The organism is Alteromonas sp. ABH2_165, from assembly GCF_056159945.1.
Genome location: NZ_JBSWWF010000002.1, coordinates 272,257 through 288,844 on the forward strand (window position 1 = coordinate 272,257; position 16,588 = coordinate 288,844).

The 16,588-nt window shown below is 48.2% G+C and carries 15 protein-coding genes; 10 read left to right on the forward strand and 5 right to left on the reverse strand.

The window, feature by feature from the left end; genetic code table 11:
- Positions 1-61 precede the first annotated feature (61 nt).
- Complete coding sequence (locus ACXAFQ_RS05845; RefSeq protein WP_474819268.1) at positions 62-1,186, reverse strand: serine hydrolase domain-containing protein; 1,125 nt, start codon at positions 1,184-1,186, stop codon at positions 62-64.
- Positions 1,187-1,437: 251 nt separating this feature from the next.
- On the opposite strand from ACXAFQ_RS05845, the gene ACXAFQ_RS05850 reads away from it, so the two are divergent.
- The 7 genes from ACXAFQ_RS05850 (at position 1,438) to ACXAFQ_RS05880 (ending at position 8,526) form a co-directional block, all read left to right on the forward strand.
- On the forward strand, positions 1,438-2,067 hold the full coding sequence (locus ACXAFQ_RS05850; protein WP_474818748.1) for a methylamine utilization protein: 630 nt from the start codon (positions 1,438-1,440) through the stop codon (positions 2,065-2,067).
- Positions 2,067-4,391, forward strand: a complete 2,325-nt coding sequence (locus tag ACXAFQ_RS05855) for a putative bifunctional diguanylate cyclase/phosphodiesterase (RefSeq protein ID WP_474818749.1) — start codon at positions 2,067-2,069, stop codon at positions 4,389-4,391. Before ACXAFQ_RS05850 ends, ACXAFQ_RS05855 begins: the two co-directional genes overlap by 1 nt.
- Positions 4,388-5,227 carry a DUF3034 family protein gene (locus ACXAFQ_RS05860; RefSeq protein WP_474818750.1) on the forward strand — a complete coding sequence of 280 codons (840 nt, stop codon included), beginning with the start codon at positions 4,388-4,390 and terminating at the stop codon, positions 5,225-5,227. Before ACXAFQ_RS05855 ends, ACXAFQ_RS05860 begins: the two co-directional genes overlap by 4 nt.
- Complete coding sequence (locus ACXAFQ_RS05865; protein WP_474818751.1) at positions 5,221-5,637, forward strand: group I truncated hemoglobin; 417 nt, start codon at positions 5,221-5,223, stop codon at positions 5,635-5,637. The genes ACXAFQ_RS05860 and ACXAFQ_RS05865 overlap by 7 nt, the downstream gene beginning before the upstream one ends.
- 113 nt (positions 5,638-5,750) lie before the next feature.
- On the forward strand, positions 5,751-7,187 hold the full coding sequence (locus ACXAFQ_RS05870; protein ID WP_474818752.1) for an Ada metal-binding domain-containing protein: 1,437 nt from the start codon (positions 5,751-5,753) through the stop codon (positions 7,185-7,187).
- Positions 7,177-7,632: a methylated-DNA--[protein]-cysteine S-methyltransferase gene (locus ACXAFQ_RS05875; RefSeq protein WP_474818753.1), complete on the forward strand. Its 456-nt coding sequence runs from the start codon at positions 7,177-7,179 to the stop codon at positions 7,630-7,632. The genes ACXAFQ_RS05870 and ACXAFQ_RS05875 overlap by 11 nt, the downstream gene beginning before the upstream one ends.
- Positions 7,633-7,635: 3 nt before the next feature.
- Positions 7,636-8,526, forward strand: a complete 891-nt coding sequence (locus ACXAFQ_RS05880; RefSeq protein WP_474818754.1) for a DMT family transporter — start codon at positions 7,636-7,638, stop codon at positions 8,524-8,526.
- Here ACXAFQ_RS05880 and ACXAFQ_RS05885 read toward each other — a convergent pair.
- The 3 genes from ACXAFQ_RS05885 to ACXAFQ_RS05895 are packed head-to-tail and all read right to left on the reverse strand — an operon-like array spanning position 8,523 to position 10,984.
- Positions 8,523-9,206, reverse strand: coding sequence for a hypothetical protein (locus ACXAFQ_RS05885; protein WP_474818755.1), 684 nt, complete (start codon positions 9,204-9,206; stop codon positions 8,523-8,525). The two genes, ACXAFQ_RS05880 and ACXAFQ_RS05885, sit on opposite strands and share 4 nt — an antisense overlap.
- A gap of 22 nt (positions 9,207-9,228) precedes the next feature.
- Positions 9,229-9,858: a response regulator gene (locus ACXAFQ_RS05890; RefSeq protein ID WP_474818756.1), complete on the reverse strand. Its 630-nt coding sequence runs from the start codon at positions 9,856-9,858 to the stop codon at positions 9,229-9,231.
- Positions 9,851-10,984: a sensor histidine kinase gene (locus ACXAFQ_RS05895; protein WP_474818757.1), complete on the reverse strand. Its 1,134-nt coding sequence runs from the start codon at positions 10,982-10,984 to the stop codon at positions 9,851-9,853. Before ACXAFQ_RS05895 ends, ACXAFQ_RS05890 begins: the two co-directional genes overlap by 8 nt.
- A gap of 161 nt (positions 10,985-11,145) precedes the next feature.
- Here ACXAFQ_RS05895 and ACXAFQ_RS05900 point away from each other — a divergent pair, with 161 nt between their 5' ends.
- From ACXAFQ_RS05900 to tkt, 3 genes are all read left to right on the forward strand, one after another.
- Positions 11,146-11,556 carry a DUF2141 domain-containing protein gene (locus ACXAFQ_RS05900; RefSeq protein ID WP_474818758.1) on the forward strand — a complete coding sequence of 137 codons (411 nt, stop codon included), beginning with the start codon at positions 11,146-11,148 and terminating at the stop codon, positions 11,554-11,556.
- Positions 11,557-11,560: 4 nt separating this feature from the next.
- Positions 11,561-13,054: a carotenoid oxygenase family protein gene (locus ACXAFQ_RS05905; RefSeq protein ID WP_474818759.1), complete on the forward strand. Its 1,494-nt coding sequence runs from the start codon at positions 11,561-11,563 to the stop codon at positions 13,052-13,054.
- A 320-nt stretch (positions 13,055-13,374) separates the two neighbouring features.
- A complete protein-coding gene (gene tkt / locus ACXAFQ_RS05910) occupies positions 13,375-15,366 on the forward strand; it encodes a transketolase (protein WP_474818760.1) in 1,992 nt (663 codons plus the stop codon).
- Positions 15,367-15,513: 147 nt separating this feature from the next.
- On the opposite strand, the gene tal is transcribed toward tkt, so the two are convergent.
- Positions 15,514-16,467: a transaldolase gene (tal, locus tag ACXAFQ_RS05915; RefSeq protein ID WP_474818761.1), complete on the reverse strand. Its 954-nt coding sequence runs from the start codon at positions 16,465-16,467 to the stop codon at positions 15,514-15,516.
- Positions 16,468-16,588: the final 121 nt, after the last annotated feature.

Consider the following 16,588-nt stretch of genomic DNA (forward strand, 5'->3'; position numbering starts at 1 on the left):
GGCAGTCGTGGAAACATGACTGCCTTTTTAGTTTCTGAAGTTCGGATAAAAATGTATTGTTTTACGGGGCTACCGTCGCCGTTTTCGCTTCCGCCGCACGTTTCTCATCAGCCTGCTTGAAATAGCGCTCCCAGAATTCGGCGGTGGTGGAGTTGATCATGTTGGATTCAGCGTTCATTAGCATCACGTAGCCCGCCTTATAATCGGGGGAAAATGCCACATCCGCCCGGTAGCCCTTCACCCAACCACTGTGATAGTTCAGTGTTTTGCCGTCGAAGTCATAAATACGCCAACCCTTACCGTAATAAGCGCTATTCAGGTGCTGACGCCAGCCGCGACGATAAACTTCGCGGGAGGTTTTCACCACCGGAGTGGTGATGTCTTCAATGAGTTCCGGTGGCACGACGGTAGGGAATTCGCCCAACATGGCCTGCAGGTAAATGGTCATGTCCTTAATACTGGCATTTACGCCAGCCGCGGGGGAGAAGCGGTAATAATTACTTTCTACCATGCCTTCACGCCATTTGTCTCTGGCAATGGCTATATGCGGGCGAGCCCAACTGTCAGATGCCATCATCGCCGCTTTACCGGCACTGGCAGTTGTCATTCCCAGTGGCGTGAAAACCTGTTCATCAAGCTGGCGATGGTAGGAAGTATTCTGCAGACCAAGATAATAAGCAATGGCGCCAAACATGGCATTTTGATAGGTGTAGCAGTCGCCCGGGGCACACAACGGTTCCAGTACGGCGAGTTGTTGGAGTACCCTTTCTAACGAATAGTCGGCTTCAATAAGGTTATCGTAGGCATTCGGCATGAAGCCACTGGACTGGCTTACAATATGTTTCAGTTGCAGCTTGTCCATGCCTTTACCGGTGAAGGGGATTTGCGGTATCAGTTCGCTAATGGGCATATCCCAGCGCATTTTTTCCTGCTGAACCAGCTTGGCCATAAGCAGCGAGGTAAAAGATTTAGACACCGAGGCAAGACGGAAAACGGTGTCGCCATCAATGTATTCGCCACCCTTGTGAGTGCGCCCGAACACGTACACTTTCGGTGTTTCACCCTGCTGATAATACACAAACGCGTAGCCAGGTACGTTGTACTTAATCGCTTCCCGCTTCACATAGCGAGCGTAATCTTCCAGCCACGCTTCTGCCGCCAGACTTTTTGTTATGCAGGCCAGCATTAAACATAGCGCCAGGCATGCATTGGTTGTTGTTTTCAACAGGCTTGTAAACAAGTAAAACTCCGCCGTTTTATATCGCAGTTCCTTTCCTTGGATCTGCATTATTATGTGCGCTGTATTATGCGTATCGACAACGATTATATCAACTTTGACTAAAAGGCCTGATGTAGTTTGCGCAGGTCGACGAGGTAGATTATGTTATAGATATGCTTCTAGTAAAAAAGACCAGTGTTGATCTTATGCAGTTCAGAATGTGCAATCTTTTATTCGCGGTAGTGCTTTTGAGCTTTGGGCTAGGCGCTCATGGGAAAAGCCTGACCATTAATGATCAATCCGGCAAACCATTGCAATATGTTGTGGTGAGCGTGGCGGCATCGACCACGCCAGCACCTGAACTTGCAATCATGGATCAGGTGGAACGCCGTTTCGAACCGAAAGTACTCTCTGTTCCAGTAGGTACCCCTGTCAGTTTCCCAAACAGCGATAACATTCGTCATCATGTTTATAGTTTTTCTCCCACCAAACCCTTTGAAATAAAGCTGTACAGCGGCTCCACCGTTGCACCTGTGGTGTTCGACAAATCCGGTATCGTTGCACTGGGCTGTAATATTCACGACCAGATGATTGGGTATATTTACGTATTTGAAAATGCCCGCGCGTTTATTACAGGCGAGAATGGCACGGTAGATATTCCGGGCGATGCGGAATCTGTTACGTTGTGGCACCCTGAGTTGGATATCGTGCAAAGCAAACGCGAAACCGTGGCGCTTGATATCAGCAAAACGTCTGAAACGCTCACCTTAACACTCAATGCCGCCATCCCTGTGGAGCACGAGAAGAAATCGCGCACTTTTGGTAGTAAGAAATTCGGAAGCGAATAATGAAGTCGTTGTCGCTACGGCATAGCCTGTTTCGTATACTCCTTGGCAGTACCATTATTACTGCGGGTTTGATCCTGCTGTCTGTGTGGAATGCCACCGACGATCTTGTGCAGCAAAATCTTGAACATGAACTGGCCATCGACACCAACGTATTACAGCACATCGTTGAGGAGCGCACGAAAGGGCTTTACGCGTCGACAAAAGTGTTGTCTTCGGCTTACGAATTTAAAGCCGCATTCGCCAGCTATGATGCGCCAACCATCAACAGTGCCCTGCAAACCATGAATGCCAGGCAGGATTTTGACCTCCTCATCATGTTGAACCTGCAAGGCGATACCATTACTGCATTTCCCGATGACGTGCTGGGCGAAGATGAGCAGTCTTTTGCTGAAGGCTACCGCGGTATTCGCCCCGATGAAATTACCCGCGATTATGTGTTCATGAACAACACGCTTTATCATGCGGTTGTTGCGCCTGTTTCGGCCCCGAGAGTGATTGGTTACCTTGGTGCGGCTTTTGCCCTGGACGACAGTTTTCTCACTCTGCTAGGCGAGGTTGTTCAGGCCGAGGTCATCATTACATCTGAAGACAACCAGGTACTTAACAGTAGTCTGCCTCACGATGTGGCGGCGGAATTGCTCAAGCACAGCGAGCAGGAAATTAGCTGGCTTCGGATCATGGCTCAGAACGAGAGCCTGTATGAAGTGAGAGAGCTGCAATTAACGGGTATCGATCATATACCGATTAAAATCAGAATTGCATTGGATGTCAGCCAGCAGTATCTAAGTGTACTGGATTTGCAGACGGTGGTGATTGTCATTGCACTGGGCATCATCGTTTTGTCGTTAGCCATTTCAATGGTGTTGGCGAAACGGGTAAGCAGACCGGTTAAGCAGCTCGTGTCGGTAGTCAACGAAATTGCCGATGGACACTATCAGCAACCTGTCGAGCCGGATGACAGAGTCACTGAGATTGGCGAACTGGCGCGAGCCTTTAACACCATGCAGGCCCGTATTCGTTCACGGGAAGACCACATCCTGTTTCAGGCGCAACATGATATGTTGTCTGGATTGTATAACCGGCATTATGTTGAGGAAAAGCTGAACGATCGACTCGATGCGGGCGAAACGCTGCAAATACTCGGCATCAATATTATGGGGATCCGTACCATCAACGATTTGTACGGTTATACAACGGGCGACTATTGCATAAAAACCATGGCGCAGCGTACCTTGTCATGGCCGGGCATGGCCGCGCGTTTGGCGGGGGGCGATTTCCTCTTTGTCCCCGATTCTCCGCTCAAGGAAAGCGATATAGACGCATTCCGTCGGCAATTAGAATTGCCTATCGAATTCAACGATCTCATTATTCCAATGAGGGTGTTTTTTGCGCATCTGAACTGTCCTTCAGACGGCGACACCACAGAAGAGGTGTTCAGAAAAATCAATATTCTTTCTGATGAGAGTAAACAGCACGATCACTGGCTGATTGCGTTCAGAGAAGAGATGGAAACCAAGTACCTGCGCAGATTAACCATCATTACAGAATTGAAAAAAGTACTGACAGACAATCAAAGTGAATTGTCTATGGTGTATCAACCCAAAATAAACCTACAGACCAATAACGTTTGTAGTGTTGAAGCGCTTATCCGCTGGAACAGTGCCAGCCTGGGATTCGTGCCGCCCGATGAATTTATCGGTATTGCTGAACAAGCGGGCTTAATTGAGCGAGTAACTGCCTGGGTACTCGATCGTACCCTTGATGACCTTGCCGATTTTCGCAATCAGGGCTATGTTTTTTCTATGGCGATTAACTTGTCTACCCGGGATATTCAGCGCCCGGAAATGATGCAGAGCCTCGCCGAAAAAATTACCCGTAAAGGGCTAACTCCCGCCGATGTTGAGCTGGAAATTACCGAAAGTGACTTGGTTGAAGATACGGCGGTGGCGATCAGCAATCTTAATCAATATCAGGCAATGGGTTTCCACTTTGCCATTGATGACTTTGGTACCGGGTATTCATCGCTAGCGTATTTAAAAATGCTGCCGGTGCAAACCATAAAGATCGACAAGAGCTTTGTGCTCAAGCTGGCTTCCGATGAAAGTGATCAGCAAATCGTGCGGACTGTGCTGAATTTGGCTTCGGTGTTCAAACTGAGTGTAGTGGCCGAAGGTGTGGAAGATGAGCTATCGCTGAACATTTTAAAAGAAGGCGGTTGTGATATTGCGCAAGGATACTTTATAAGCCGGCCACTGAGTGCGCAGGCTTTAAGCGAATGGCTCGCCTCAACCGCATTTGGGTTACAAAAAACGGAGACAAAATGACACTGTTTCAACGTGTTTTATTGGTGATAGCGTTTACTGCAGCGCTACCCGTGAGCGCAGGCTCCGGTAAGTTAATCGGTACGGCGGGCCTTAATCAGCTTGAGGGGGCCGGCGGTGGCGGTATTGTGCCTTGGGCCACCTTGTCCGGCTACGACAGCGACAGCGAAGTGTCGGTGAATGCTTTTCTTACTCGCGTAAATTTAGATGATTACCGCCTGCAAGTGGCTGGTGCCAGCGTGTCGGTCTACGACCGTGTTGAGGTATCGGTAGCCCGACAAACTTTCGATCTCACAACATTGGGTGGTGACATTTCTCAGAACATCTATGGCGCAAAAGTGAGATTGTGGGGTGATGTTGTGTATTCCGCCATGCCGCAAATCAGTGCCGGCGTGCAGTTTAAAGACCTCCAGGATGAAGCCATTGCCAACGCGTTAGGCAGCGCCGACACCTCGGGTACCGATTATTATGTTTCTGCCACCAAAGTGCATCTTGGCGCGGTAGCAGGATACAACTTGGTATGGAATCTCACAGCACGTATGACCAATGCCAACCAAATGGGGTTATTGGGATTCGGGCAAACCAGCGACGACGATTACGAAGTCATGCTAGAAGGTTCGGTAGGGGTGTTACTTAACCGCAATGTAGCAGTTGGGGCTGAATACCGGCAAAAGCCTGACAACCTCGGGTTAGGAGAGGAAGATTGGTGGGATGTATTTGTTACCTATATTCCTTCTAAATCATTTAACGTTACGCTGGCATGGGCCGAATTAGGAAGTATCGCCGGTGCGCCGGATCAGAACGGCATCTATTTATCTCTAGGAGGCCAATTATGGTGAAGTTGCTTTCATCTGTGCTTGCAATTGTTTTACTCGCCGGTTGTGCCAGCCAGCCTCAAACCCTTTACAGTGAGCTGGGCGGCGAAGCAAAGGTGACAGAAATTGTGAATAATTTCGTTACAGAAGTTGAGCAAGAACCCGTTATCCTCGCTTACTTTGAAGGCAGCGACATCGACCGCTTTATCGCTAAATTTGAAGAGCAAATTTGCATGGTGAGTGGCGGAGGGTGTCAGTACACCGGTGACACTATGGAGCAGGTTCATGGCGGAATGAATATCAGTGAAAAAGACTTCAACCTCACCGTTGATCTGCTTATAAATGCCATGGATAAAGCCAATGTTCCGCATCCTTTACAAAACCGGCTTCTGAATAAACTCGCGCCTATGCGTTCGCAAATGCTCTATCGATAAGTCTCAATTGCACGGCGGCACGGATAATTTTATTGTCAGTGCCGAATTCGTCGCTTACGCCACAAAAATTTGTTTTACACTGCCTGCTAACTCACCAACGCATTGTGTACTTTATGGCAGTTGCTATACATCAGGCCGAATTGTTAGAACGCTTTCGGCAAGCCCGCTTATCACGGGATAAGCGCTTCGACGGGCAATTTTTTGTCGCAGTGAAATCTACCGGTATCTTCTGTAGGCCAATCTGTCCGGCAAAATTACCTAAAGAAGATAATGTCGATTATTACCATTTGGCTGCACAGGCCATGCATGCCGGTTTTCGACCTTGTTTACGTTGTCGCCCCGACAGTGCGCCGCGATCTCCTGCCTGGAACGGTGTAGCTACAACCGTTACCCGTGCCACTCAACTGCTGGCCGATATACCGCCTAAGTCTGTGGCGGATATTGCCAGCCGTCTGGGGATCAGTACCCGCTATTTACATAAGTTGCTTGAGCAGCATACAGGGTGTTCACCTTCTCAATGGCAGAAGTATCATCAGTTGCTGTTTGCCAAGCAGCTTCTGCAGCAGTCTAATTTGTCCGTGGAGCAAGTGGCTGATGCGGCGGGGTTCGGATCGGCCAGAAGACTGCAGTCGGCAATGAGGAACACCTGGTCTTTAACCCCTTCTCAGCTGCGTAAAACGGCAGCAACCAGAAATAATTCGACGTCAGAAGTCAGCATACTCATACATTACCGCAAACCTTATAACTGGGCTTTTGTTCGCGATTTTCTGGCAGTGAGAGCCATTCCCGGTGTAGAAACCCTGTCAGACAATGCTTATTCGCGGGTTTATCATGATGAATTCGGCACCGGTCACTTAATTGCCGAGCATCTGCCGGAACGTGCTGGATTTCGGGTAACTGTAACTACAGACTATTTGCAGGGTGTTCGTTCGGTGCTGAATAATCTGGCACGGGTACTGGATTTAAATACCGACCCCACTTTGGTTGCTCATGCGCTTGCCGATGCGGGCGTGCAAGAAGACGAGCAGTTACCGGGATTGCGATTACCCGGCGTTTGGTCTGCTTTTGAGGCGGGGTGCCGCGCCGTGTTAGGGCAGCAAGTATCGGTGAAAGCCGCCATTAAACATGTCACTATGCTTGCTCAGGAGTTGGGCGTGCAAACCGACGTCGGTCGTGCCTTTCCAACACCTAAGGCCGTGGCAGACAGTGAGCTTACGTTTCTCAAAATGCCGCAGAGCAGAAAGCTTGCGCTTAGGGCGCTAGCACAATATTTTGTTGATGGGGCAGAAACGGATGCGCTGCAGTTTGGGACAGCCGAAGCCGAGACTGGTCTGCTAGCACTAAAAGGCATTGGCCCCTGGACGGTGGACTACCTGATGTTAAGGGGTTATAGCCAACCTGATCGCTTCCTGGGTGGGGATTTAGTGGTGCGAAATATGATGGCTACGCGTAGTCTTACACCCGAGCAGGCCGCACCCTGGCGAAGTTACCTTACCCTCCAGCTTTGGCAGTTGGCCAGCAAACCGAAAGTGGAAACCAATGATGTTTAAAGAATTTATCCAAAGCCCGTGCGGCATCGTCGAGGTGCAAGCCCGTGATCAAGGTATTACCGCAATTCGATTCGTTGAAAGAGAAGCATCGGCCAGTGTACCGTCTGCTTTCACCACAAAAGCCTGCGAGCAACTCAGAGCCTACTTTGTTGGTGAACTCACCTCCTTTGACCTGCCACTGGCGCCTGCGGGTACTGCATTTCAGCAACGTGTATGGAACGCGCTGTGTAACATTCCGTATGGCGCGACATGTAGCTATCGCGATATTGCTGAAGCCATTGATAACCCAAAGGGCGTGCGCGCAGTCGGGCTCGCAAATGGCAAAAATCCCATAGCGATTGTGATACCCTGCCACCGCGTGATTGGCGCCAATGGCAAGCTCACCGGTTATGCAGGTGGGTTGCATCGAAAAGCAACATTATTAGAGCTTGAAGGAGCGCTGTAAAACATGAATGGAAAAGATGTACTGTCGTTGCTGATATTAGGCGCGATCTGGGGCGGTTCGTTTATTTTCATGCGGGTGGCTGCACCAGAGTTCGGTGTGTTTGCGCTGGTGGAAGTGAGAACCGTGCTGGCGACGCTGGTAATGCTGCCATTTATGTTCGCCCTCGGCGGCTGGCGTGACATTCGTTTGCATTGGTGGAAAATTGCTTTTATCGGCATTGTTAATACGGCCGTGCCCTTCGTTTTATTCAATTACAGCAGCTTGTATTTGGAAGCAGGTATCAATGCTATTCTTAATGCTACTGCACCCATGTTCGGCGCTTTAGTGGCACTATTGTGGTTGGGCGACAAACTGAAAGCCTCGTCCGTATTCGGCTTATTCGTAGGCTTTCTAGGCGTGGTCGTTCTTAGTGCCCATAAAGTCGGCGAGGGCGAAGTGAGTATTGTGCCTATTCTTACCGCTTGCACGGCTACTACCTGCTATGGCATTGCTGCTTGCGCTATGAAGAAATGGCTTGCTGGCGTGCGTCCACTGGTGGTGGCCACGGGCAGCCAGATATTTGCTTCCATCGCGCTATTGCCTTTCTCTTTGGCCACGTTACCCGCAACCATGCCATCAGGCATTGCCTGGCTGAACGCCATTGCACTGGCCGTCGGCGGAACCGGTATTGCTTATATTTTGTATTTTCAACTGATAGCCAGTGTGGGGCCGGCAAAAGCAATTACCGTGGGTTATCTGGTGCCATTATTCGGAATTGTGTGGGGGATTCTCTTCCTGAGCGAAACCCTGTCACTACAAACCATGACTGGCGGCGTACTTATTCTTGCCGGTGTGGCGCTCACTACCGGAGTACTGGCGCGGTTACGAAAGCCAATATCAGCGTTGCAGAATTAACCTTTAAGCCGTTTCTGTAAGGCCAGCAAAAACGGTTTATGTTTTATCAAATCAGTTATGCTGCCTTCGAAGGTCTGTACCGATTTCACAGACGGAAATGTTATTTGCTTATGAAGCATGGAGTAACTTGCAGTGAGATTAAAATAATTGTAGTACAGGATCATCAGCTGAAGGCCATCGGTAGGCTGTAACTGCATACCCAGCTTTGCCGCCGTGCGGGGGTTAATAATATAGCTGGTAGTTCGTATTCTTAAGCTTTCAATGTCCTCCTTATCCTGATGTTCGTATTCACTGATAAGTTGTAATAAGCCTTCTAGCATACCCTGCTGCACGCCGCGTTTGCGGTCCGCCACCGACATGGCTTTATCAAACATAAAGTAATAATCAAACAGAGTGGCAGCATGCAGCACTATGACCCCTTTTCGCTCTTTTTCAGCAATCAAGAAGGGGGACAGGTAGCGCAGCTTGCCTTCTCTGATAGCGCTTGGCATATCTACAAATGGCGCAAGTACCGAGGTTCCCATTGCGAAAACGAGAAGAAGAAACGGCAGTAGACCTAGCAGGTAGAGGATAAAACCGGTTGCTACCAGAACAGCGAGAGCAAAAAGCACCGCGCGCATGACAAATTTATTCTGTTCCTGCTCTGTAAGATGGAAGAATGGGTGCCGGGTGAGTTCCATAGGACAGATGTATCCTTTTGATCTAAATTAAACGCGCACTAAGCGCTTTCAGTACTGCACGGGTGCGGTCTCGTGTGTGCAATTTCGCCAGAATATTAGAAACATGATTTTTCACAGTGCCTTCGGCTAGAAACACCGTGTCGGCAATTTCTTTATTGGAATAGCCGCCGGCGATAAGCTTGAGAATATGCAATTCCCGCTCACTAAGCGGTTCGATGGTCGGGTCTGCAAAGGTAGAAAGGTGCTCTGCACTCAGCTGATTCAGCAACACGGGCTCAGCCAGCATACCCCCGTGGTAAACCGTATCAATAGCATCATGCAGTTTACCGGTATCGACATCTTTAAGCAGAAAGCCGTTTGCACCGGCAGCCATAGCTTGAGTGAATAAGTCTGGGTCATCAAACGTGGTCAGCACAATGACCCGGGTGTCATTTCCGTTATTGCGCAAGGCGTGCACAGTTTCAATACCATTTTTCACCGGCATGCGTATATCAGTGAGCAGTATATCCACGGGATGCTCAGCCAGCTTTACCAGCGCGTCTTCGCCGTTATCAGCCTGCCAGACAACCTGAATATCCGTTCTTAGCGACAATAAGCTAGCAATGCCCTGGCGAACCATAAGCTGATCATCAGCAATGGCGACCTTAATCATAGTGACTTTCCTTGTAGGGTAGCTGAACTGTTACGGTCCAACATTGATTGTCATTAGACACCGCTACGTCACCGTTCAGTTGCGCTGCCCGCTCTCGCATATTCGCTAACCCGGAGCCCGGCAGAGTCGAATGTTTTGCAAGGTATGGATTACTGATTGTCAGACGAAGTTGCGCTGAGGTCTGCTGCAGCGCAATGGTAATGTGCTTCTGACTGCCATGGCGCAGTGCATTACTCACCGCTTCCTGACATATCCGCAGCAGCACTTCGGCGTGGTGGCTCGACTGGAGGGGGGCTGCCAATCGTTCTTTAAAGTTAGCCTGCACATGTGGAAGGTGGTTAAACAAAGATTCGATAGCGGTATTTAAATCCAGCTGAGCGCTTTGCTTATTGGCTTTTACTACGCAACGAATTTGTTCCAGTAAGTCTTTAGCAATAGCTTTTGTTTCACTCACACTATCTTGCTGATCACCAGGGACAGTTTTGCTTAAAAACTCCAGATTAAGTAGCAATGCAGTGAGCTGATGACCGCAAATATCGTGCAGGTCGCGGCTGAGTTTAAGTCGCTCAGATTGCCGCGAGGTTTGTTCCAGCAGAGAGCGGGTAGAAACCAGTTCGGCATTAGCCTGCTCGAGGGCCAAACGTGCTTTGCTTTCACGCACGGCGATATCGGCCACTGCCAGTGAAAAGCTTTGAAACGCCAGGTTAAGTGCTATGGCTATTACCGATGGAGTTGGGCTTTTGTCCCAGGCCAGCAAATAAATAAGAAGCGCGACGCCGTTAATGGCAAGCAGTAAAGCAATAGCTTGACGGCGGTTGGCGAAAAAGGGGAGCTGTCCGGCGAATATTACCAGCAGAATAAGCGCGTCGCTGGACTGCGCACAACCAAATACTAAAAAAAATCCGACGAGCTGAACAATGAGGGCAACAAAAGCAAGCTGCCTTCGATTATCGACTTTTTCGCTCAGGTTCACAAACAGAAACCCGCCAATGAACATCGCAAAGCCTGAATAATAGAAGAATACCGCTCCGGTAAATGCGGCATTTATTCGGGTGATCAGCATAACCGCTAACCAGCCGAGTACGCCAGCCAAGAGCAAAATGTTGTTACGTTCTGTAGATTGCATTATTGCGCTGTCATCCGAAAGATCCTTTATCGAACGGTATCGTAAGCTGGCTGAGGGCTACAGGTGCCAGAAGTCATGCTTCTCCATGATATGACTTTTGGCACCTGCTATCGAAAGCATAGTTACCTAAAGTGAGTCGACATCACCAAAGGAGCTTACTTATGAAAACCCGTCTAATCACAGCATTAACTACTTTGTACTGTATTGGCGCGCAGGCTGCAAATATAGAAATCACTTTCACTGATATGAACAACTTGAGCGGAGAGTTATATGTTGCCGTCTACAATTCGGAAGCTGCGTTCAGTAAAAAACGAGCGATGCAGAGTCAGATTGTCAGTGTTTATAAAAAGGATCAAAAGGTTATTCTTGCTGATGTGCCTGCCGGCGAATATAGCGTGATGGTCTTTCAGGATCTCGATGGCAATCATCAGCTAAACACTAATATGTTAGGTATACCCACCGAACCTTATGGTTTCAGCACCAATCCCCGGTTAATGGGGCCACCTACCTTCGGGGCTATTCGCTTCCCTGTGACAGAAGATCACGTCGCTATTTCAATTAATATGGAGTAATCACATGGAACGTCGCGATTTTCTCAAAGGGTTAGGGCTGGCAGCTTGCGGAACTATGGCTTATAGCGCTGGATTCAATGTCCTTGCTGCAGAGCCGGAATCTTTCTATGAAGAATTTAAACGAAAGTTAAAAGACAATCCGGTACTTCGGGGCTGGGAAGGGCTGACTACTGATATTCCATCGCGAGAATTTCAGTGGCAGGGGAAGTTACCTGATGCGCTGGTAGGTAAACAGTTTTACCGCAATGGCCCGGCCCGTGCGGTATTAGGTGAACAACGTTACACTCATTGGTTCGACGGTGACGGGTTTGTACACCGCTATGCTTTTGGACATAAAACGGTTTCTCATTCTGGCCGGTTTGTACGTACTAGAAAATTCGAAGCCGAAAGTCGCGCAGGGCGCTTTCTTTATAACGGTGCGGGCTCACTGATAGAGAATGCCAGACCTTCAAAAAATGCTGAAACTGTTAATACAGCGAACATTGCATTGTTGCCTGTTGAAGGAGAGTTGTGGGCGTTGTGGGAAGCGGCTATGCCTTATAAACTCGACCCGATATCGCTAGAAACACAAGGGCAGGTATCGCTGAAAAGTGAGCTGGACGGAGTACCGTTCTCTGCTCATCCACATGCAGACAGATTTGGCAATTTATGGAATTTCGGTGATCTATCGTTCTTTGGGCACCAGGGAATGATGGTGTATCAGATGAGTCCTCAGGGTAAAATGTTGAACTATAAAGTGGTGTCCGCACCGGCCAGCTACGTGCATGATTTTGCGGTAACAGACAATTATTTGATTTTTTATTTTCCGCCAATCAATAAAGTTCATGGAGAAACCCTTATCGACGGCATGCAATGGCAGGGCGATAAGCCGGGACAACTACTTATTGTTGATAAAAATACCCTTGAACCTACGCTGCAACTGCCTTTCCATGCCGGATTTATCTTTCATTTTGGTAATGCCTGGCAGCAAGGACAATCGCTGGTGGTGAATGCCTGCTGGTACAATAATGCAGATGTAATGTTGCAAGGGGTTGAGCAAGTTTTTAGCGTTGATGGCGGGAATCATGACAGAAGTACTGCCGCTCAAATTCATATTGATTTAGCCGCAAGAACAGTCCGCCTTGAAAATACCGCGCATATTATGGAGTTTGTTCAGTTTGACAGCCGGTTTACCGGCGAATTCACTTCACATCAATTTGGCGTGTATGCTTCAAACACCGTCGGAAGAGGCGATTACAATAGTATTGCCAGTCTGAATACCAACACCGGCGCACTGGATTTGCATGTGCTCGGTAATGACTTCCTCACAGAGGAGCCGCTGTTTATTCCTGTTGGCAGTAAACAAGGGGAAGGGTATCTGGTAAATACCGCACTAAATTTCGTAGAAGGAGCGACCTATTGCATGGTATTTGATGCTCAACACGTAAGCGACGGCCCCGTTGCCTGGGCAAAATTAGATACCTATATGCCGATGGGATTTCACGGCGCAATTATATAAATACGTGTGACGTAGCCGCAGTGAACGGCGAATCAGTGTCGAAAAACTAAGTATTTCACTTCTAATGTTGCAAGGTAAAGTGGGAGGGTGATTTATGATTTGCCAAACAATTCTGCTGCTCAAAAAGAGGTGAAAATCCCTCCACCTTATTATGTTGGAGTTAGACCTGAATACAGAAGGCGGCGCGCTGATTATCCTATAAGTGATAAAGCGACCTCTCTTTCTTGTTTTAAACTTTTGTTGAAGGTTTTTAAGGTTGTATTCAATCGTTAATTTTGTCATATTAATTATAATATAATAGTAACAAAGTGAAGATAAATATGACCTTTAACGGTACACCTTCTGCAAATGCAATTCGTGCTCTGGCAGTTGATGCTGTTCAGAAAGCTAAATCAGGCCATCCTGGCGCACCTATGGGAATGGCTGAAATTGCTACTGTTCTTTGGCAACAGTTCTATAACCACAATCCCGCTAATCCGGAATGGGCAAACCGTGACCGGTTTGTATTATCGAATGGCCATGGTTCAATGCTGCAATACGCATTGCTACATTTAAGTGGTTACGATTTACCTATGGATGAGCTGAAGCAATTCCGTCAGTTGCATTCCAAGACGCCAGGGCATCCTGAATATGGATATACGCCGGGCGTAGAGACGACAACGGGTCCTCTGGGGGCTGGAATTGCCAATGCTGTGGGTATGGCTATTGCCGAGAAAACCCTGGCTGCACAATTTAATAAAACTGAATATAACCTTGTCGATCATTATACTTACTGCTTCTTAGGCGATGGGTGTTTGATGGAAGGCATCTCTCACGAAAGCTGCTCATTGGCGGGAACTCTTGGATTAGGCAAGCTGATTGCCTTTTATGATGATAATGGCATTTCCATCGATGGCCATGTGGAAGGTTGGTTTACTGACGATACAGCAAAGCGCTTTGAAGCATATGGTTGGCAGGTTATCGCTAACGTTGATGGTCACGACAGTAATGCAATTGCAGGTGCTATTGAGCAGGCTCAGAAAGAAACCAGTAAGCCTACGCTTATTTGCTGTAAAACCGTAATCGGCTTTGGCTCGCCTAATAAATCCGGTAGTCATGATTGCCACGGCGCTCCACTAGGTGACGATGAAATTGCTCAGATGCGCAAATTCCTAAAATGGGACCATGCTCCCTTTGAAATCCCTGCATCTGTCTATCAGGAATGGGATGCGAAGGAAGCAGGGGCCGGTAAAGAGTCGCAATGGCAATCCCTGTTTGATAAATACTGCGAGGCATTCCCTGAAGATGGTAAAGAGTTTAAGCGACGGGTAATCGAAAAGAGATTACCAGACAATTTTGATAGACGCGCTGATGAGTTTGTAAAGCAATGCCAGGAAGCTTCAGAAGGTATCGCTACCCGCAAAGCTTCGCAAAACGCGATTGGTTTTTACGCCAGTCAGTTACCCGAACTGCTAGGGGGATCAGCAGATCTGGCGGGTTCTAACCTGACACTATGGCCTGAAGCAAAAGGCTTGCAGGATGATGATGCTGGTAATTACATTTATTATGGTGTTCGTGAATTTGGTATGAGCGCCATTATGAACGGCATTGCCCTTCACGGTGGGTTTGTACCATATGGCGCCACATTCTTAATGTTTATGGAATATGCGCGTAATGCAGTGCGTATGGCCTCACTCATGAATGCAAAAGACATCTTTGTGTACACTCACGACTCTATCGGACAGGGCGAAGACGGCCCGACACACCAACCTGTAGAGCAACTGGCCAACTTACGCATGACGCCAAATCTGTCTACCTGGCGCCCTTGTGATGCGACTGAAACCGCCGAAGCCTGGCGACAGGCTTTAAGGAAAGAAGGGCCGTCAGCATTGGTGTTTACCCGTCAGGGTACAAAATGCATGGAGCGGAATGAGACTCAAGTAAAAGATATAGCTAGAGGCGGTTACGTGCTAAAAGAAGCAGCGGAGCCGCAGCTTATCCTTATTGCTACCGGGTCTGAAGTCGGCGTTACAATGGAAGCGGCGAATTTGCTAGAAGCCGAAGGCATTGCTACGCGTGTGGTATCTATGCCATCAACCACTTACTTTGATGCGCAAGATAGGGCCTACAAAGAACTTGTTCTGCCTGTAGCTGTACCTAAATTAGCAGTGGAAGCGGCTCATGCAGATTATTGGTACAAGTACGTTGGCCATAACGGCGGGGTAGTAGGAATGACGACTTTCGGAGAGTCTGCACCGGGTGGCATTCTGCTTGAGCATTTTGGCTTTACCGCTGAAAATATCAGTGAGAAAGCAAAGGCTTTGCTGAAATAGCAAGTAAAAAAATAGCTAAACAGTTCTGTCCGATAAAGCGTCCCGAGGATATCCGAAGGGCGCTTTTTTTGTTATTAAAGAAAAAAAAGGCCCAAGGAAAAGGGCCAAAGGTTGGGACCTGCCCGAGAGCAGGGTTTTGGGACTAGATTAATTGGCCAGTGCGTTCAATAATGATTCGAGCTTTTCCTGGTCAATGGCGAACTGACGAATGCCTTCTCCTAGTTTATCGCTGGCCATTTTGTCTTCGTTCATTTGCCAACGGAAGGTCTGTTCAGTAAGAACCTTTTCCTTTGGTTGCGTATTTTCAGCAGGTACCAGCCGGCGTGACAGAGGGGCATCAGTATTAGCCAGTTCATCTAGTAGCCCCGGGCTGATGGTAAGACGATCGCAACCCGCAAGGCCGATAATTTCACCAATGTTGCGGAAGCTGGCTCCCATAACGATTGTGTCGAAGTCATGCTTTTTAAAATAGTCGTAAATGGCGCTGACAGACTTCACACCAGGATCGTTGTCGCCACTAAAATCAGCTTCAGGCTGACTGGCTTTGTACCAGTCCAGGATGCGTCCAACGAAAGGCGATATCAGATAAGCGCCTGCTTCAGCACACGCTCTGGCCTGAGCAAAGGAAAATACTAAAGTAAGATTACAGTGAATTCCCTGTTCTTCCAGGATACGCGCAGCTTGTATACCTTCCCAGGTGGCCGCAATTTTGATAAGCACTCTTGAAGTATCAATCCCTTGTTCTTTATATAAGGCTATTAATTTCTCTGCCTTATTGACCGTCTCCATAGTATCGAAGGACAACCTTGCATCTACCTCAGTTGATACCAGCCCGGGTACTTCGTCCATCAATTTTGCGCCAATTAAAACTGCCAGCTTATCGGCAGCTACTCGACCAACGTCTCCGGCTCCTGACTGTTTTTGTGCCCACTGAACAGCTTCTATACCCAAAGGTCGATATTTTTCTATTTGCATCGCCTTGAGCAATAGAGAGGGGTTAGTTGTGGCATCCTGCGGCTGATATTTCTTAATCGCCTCAAAATCGCCGGTGTCGGCTACTACAGTGGTCATTGATTTAAGTTGTTCTAACTGGCTGGTCATACTTATCCCATAAACATATTAAATGATAATTGCACGCTAAATTTCAGAGGCGAGAAGCTACTGAAACACAAGTTTGTATGCTTTTTGGTCATTCTGGCCCGAATGACGCAAAGTAACGGTG

Coding starts and splice junctions, on each gene's coding strand:
- ACXAFQ_RS05850 (WP_474818748.1), top strand. CDS start 1,438: ATGTGCAATCTTTTATTCGCGGTAGTGCTTTTGAGCTTTGGGCTAGGC.
- ACXAFQ_RS05875 (WP_474818753.1), top strand. CDS start 7,177: ATGATGTTTAAAGAATTTATCCAAAGCCCGTGCGGCATCGTCGAGGTG.
- ACXAFQ_RS05895 (WP_474818757.1), bottom strand. CDS start 10,984: ATGCAATCTACAGAACGTAACAACATTTTGCTCTTGGCTGGCGTACTC.
- ACXAFQ_RS05870 (WP_474818752.1), top strand. CDS start 5,751: ATGGCAGTTGCTATACATCAGGCCGAATTGTTAGAACGCTTTCGGCAA.
- ACXAFQ_RS05890 (WP_474818756.1), bottom strand. CDS start 9,858: ATGATTAAGGTCGCCATTGCTGATGATCAGCTTATGGTTCGCCAGGGC.
- ACXAFQ_RS05845 (WP_474819268.1), bottom strand. CDS start 1,186: ATGCTGGCCTGCATAACAAAAAGTCTGGCGGCAGAAGCGTGGCTGGAA.
- ACXAFQ_RS05905 (WP_474818759.1), top strand. CDS start 11,561: ATGGAACGTCGCGATTTTCTCAAAGGGTTAGGGCTGGCAGCTTGCGGA.
- ACXAFQ_RS05865 (WP_474818751.1), top strand. CDS start 5,221: ATGGTGAAGTTGCTTTCATCTGTGCTTGCAATTGTTTTACTCGCCGGT.
- ACXAFQ_RS05860 (WP_474818750.1), top strand. CDS start 4,388: ATGACACTGTTTCAACGTGTTTTATTGGTGATAGCGTTTACTGCAGCG.
- ACXAFQ_RS05885 (WP_474818755.1), bottom strand. CDS start 9,206: ATGGAACTCACCCGGCACCCATTCTTCCATCTTACAGAGCAGGAACAG.
- ACXAFQ_RS05880 (WP_474818754.1), top strand. CDS start 7,636: ATGAATGGAAAAGATGTACTGTCGTTGCTGATATTAGGCGCGATCTGG.
- tal (WP_474818761.1), bottom strand. CDS start 16,467: ATGACCAGCCAGTTAGAACAACTTAAATCAATGACCACTGTAGTAGCC.
- tkt (WP_474818760.1), top strand. CDS start 13,375: ATGACCTTTAACGGTACACCTTCTGCAAATGCAATTCGTGCTCTGGCA.
- ACXAFQ_RS05900 (WP_474818758.1), top strand. CDS start 11,146: ATGAAAACCCGTCTAATCACAGCATTAACTACTTTGTACTGTATTGGC.
- ACXAFQ_RS05855 (WP_474818749.1), top strand. CDS start 2,067: ATGAAGTCGTTGTCGCTACGGCATAGCCTGTTTCGTATACTCCTTGGC.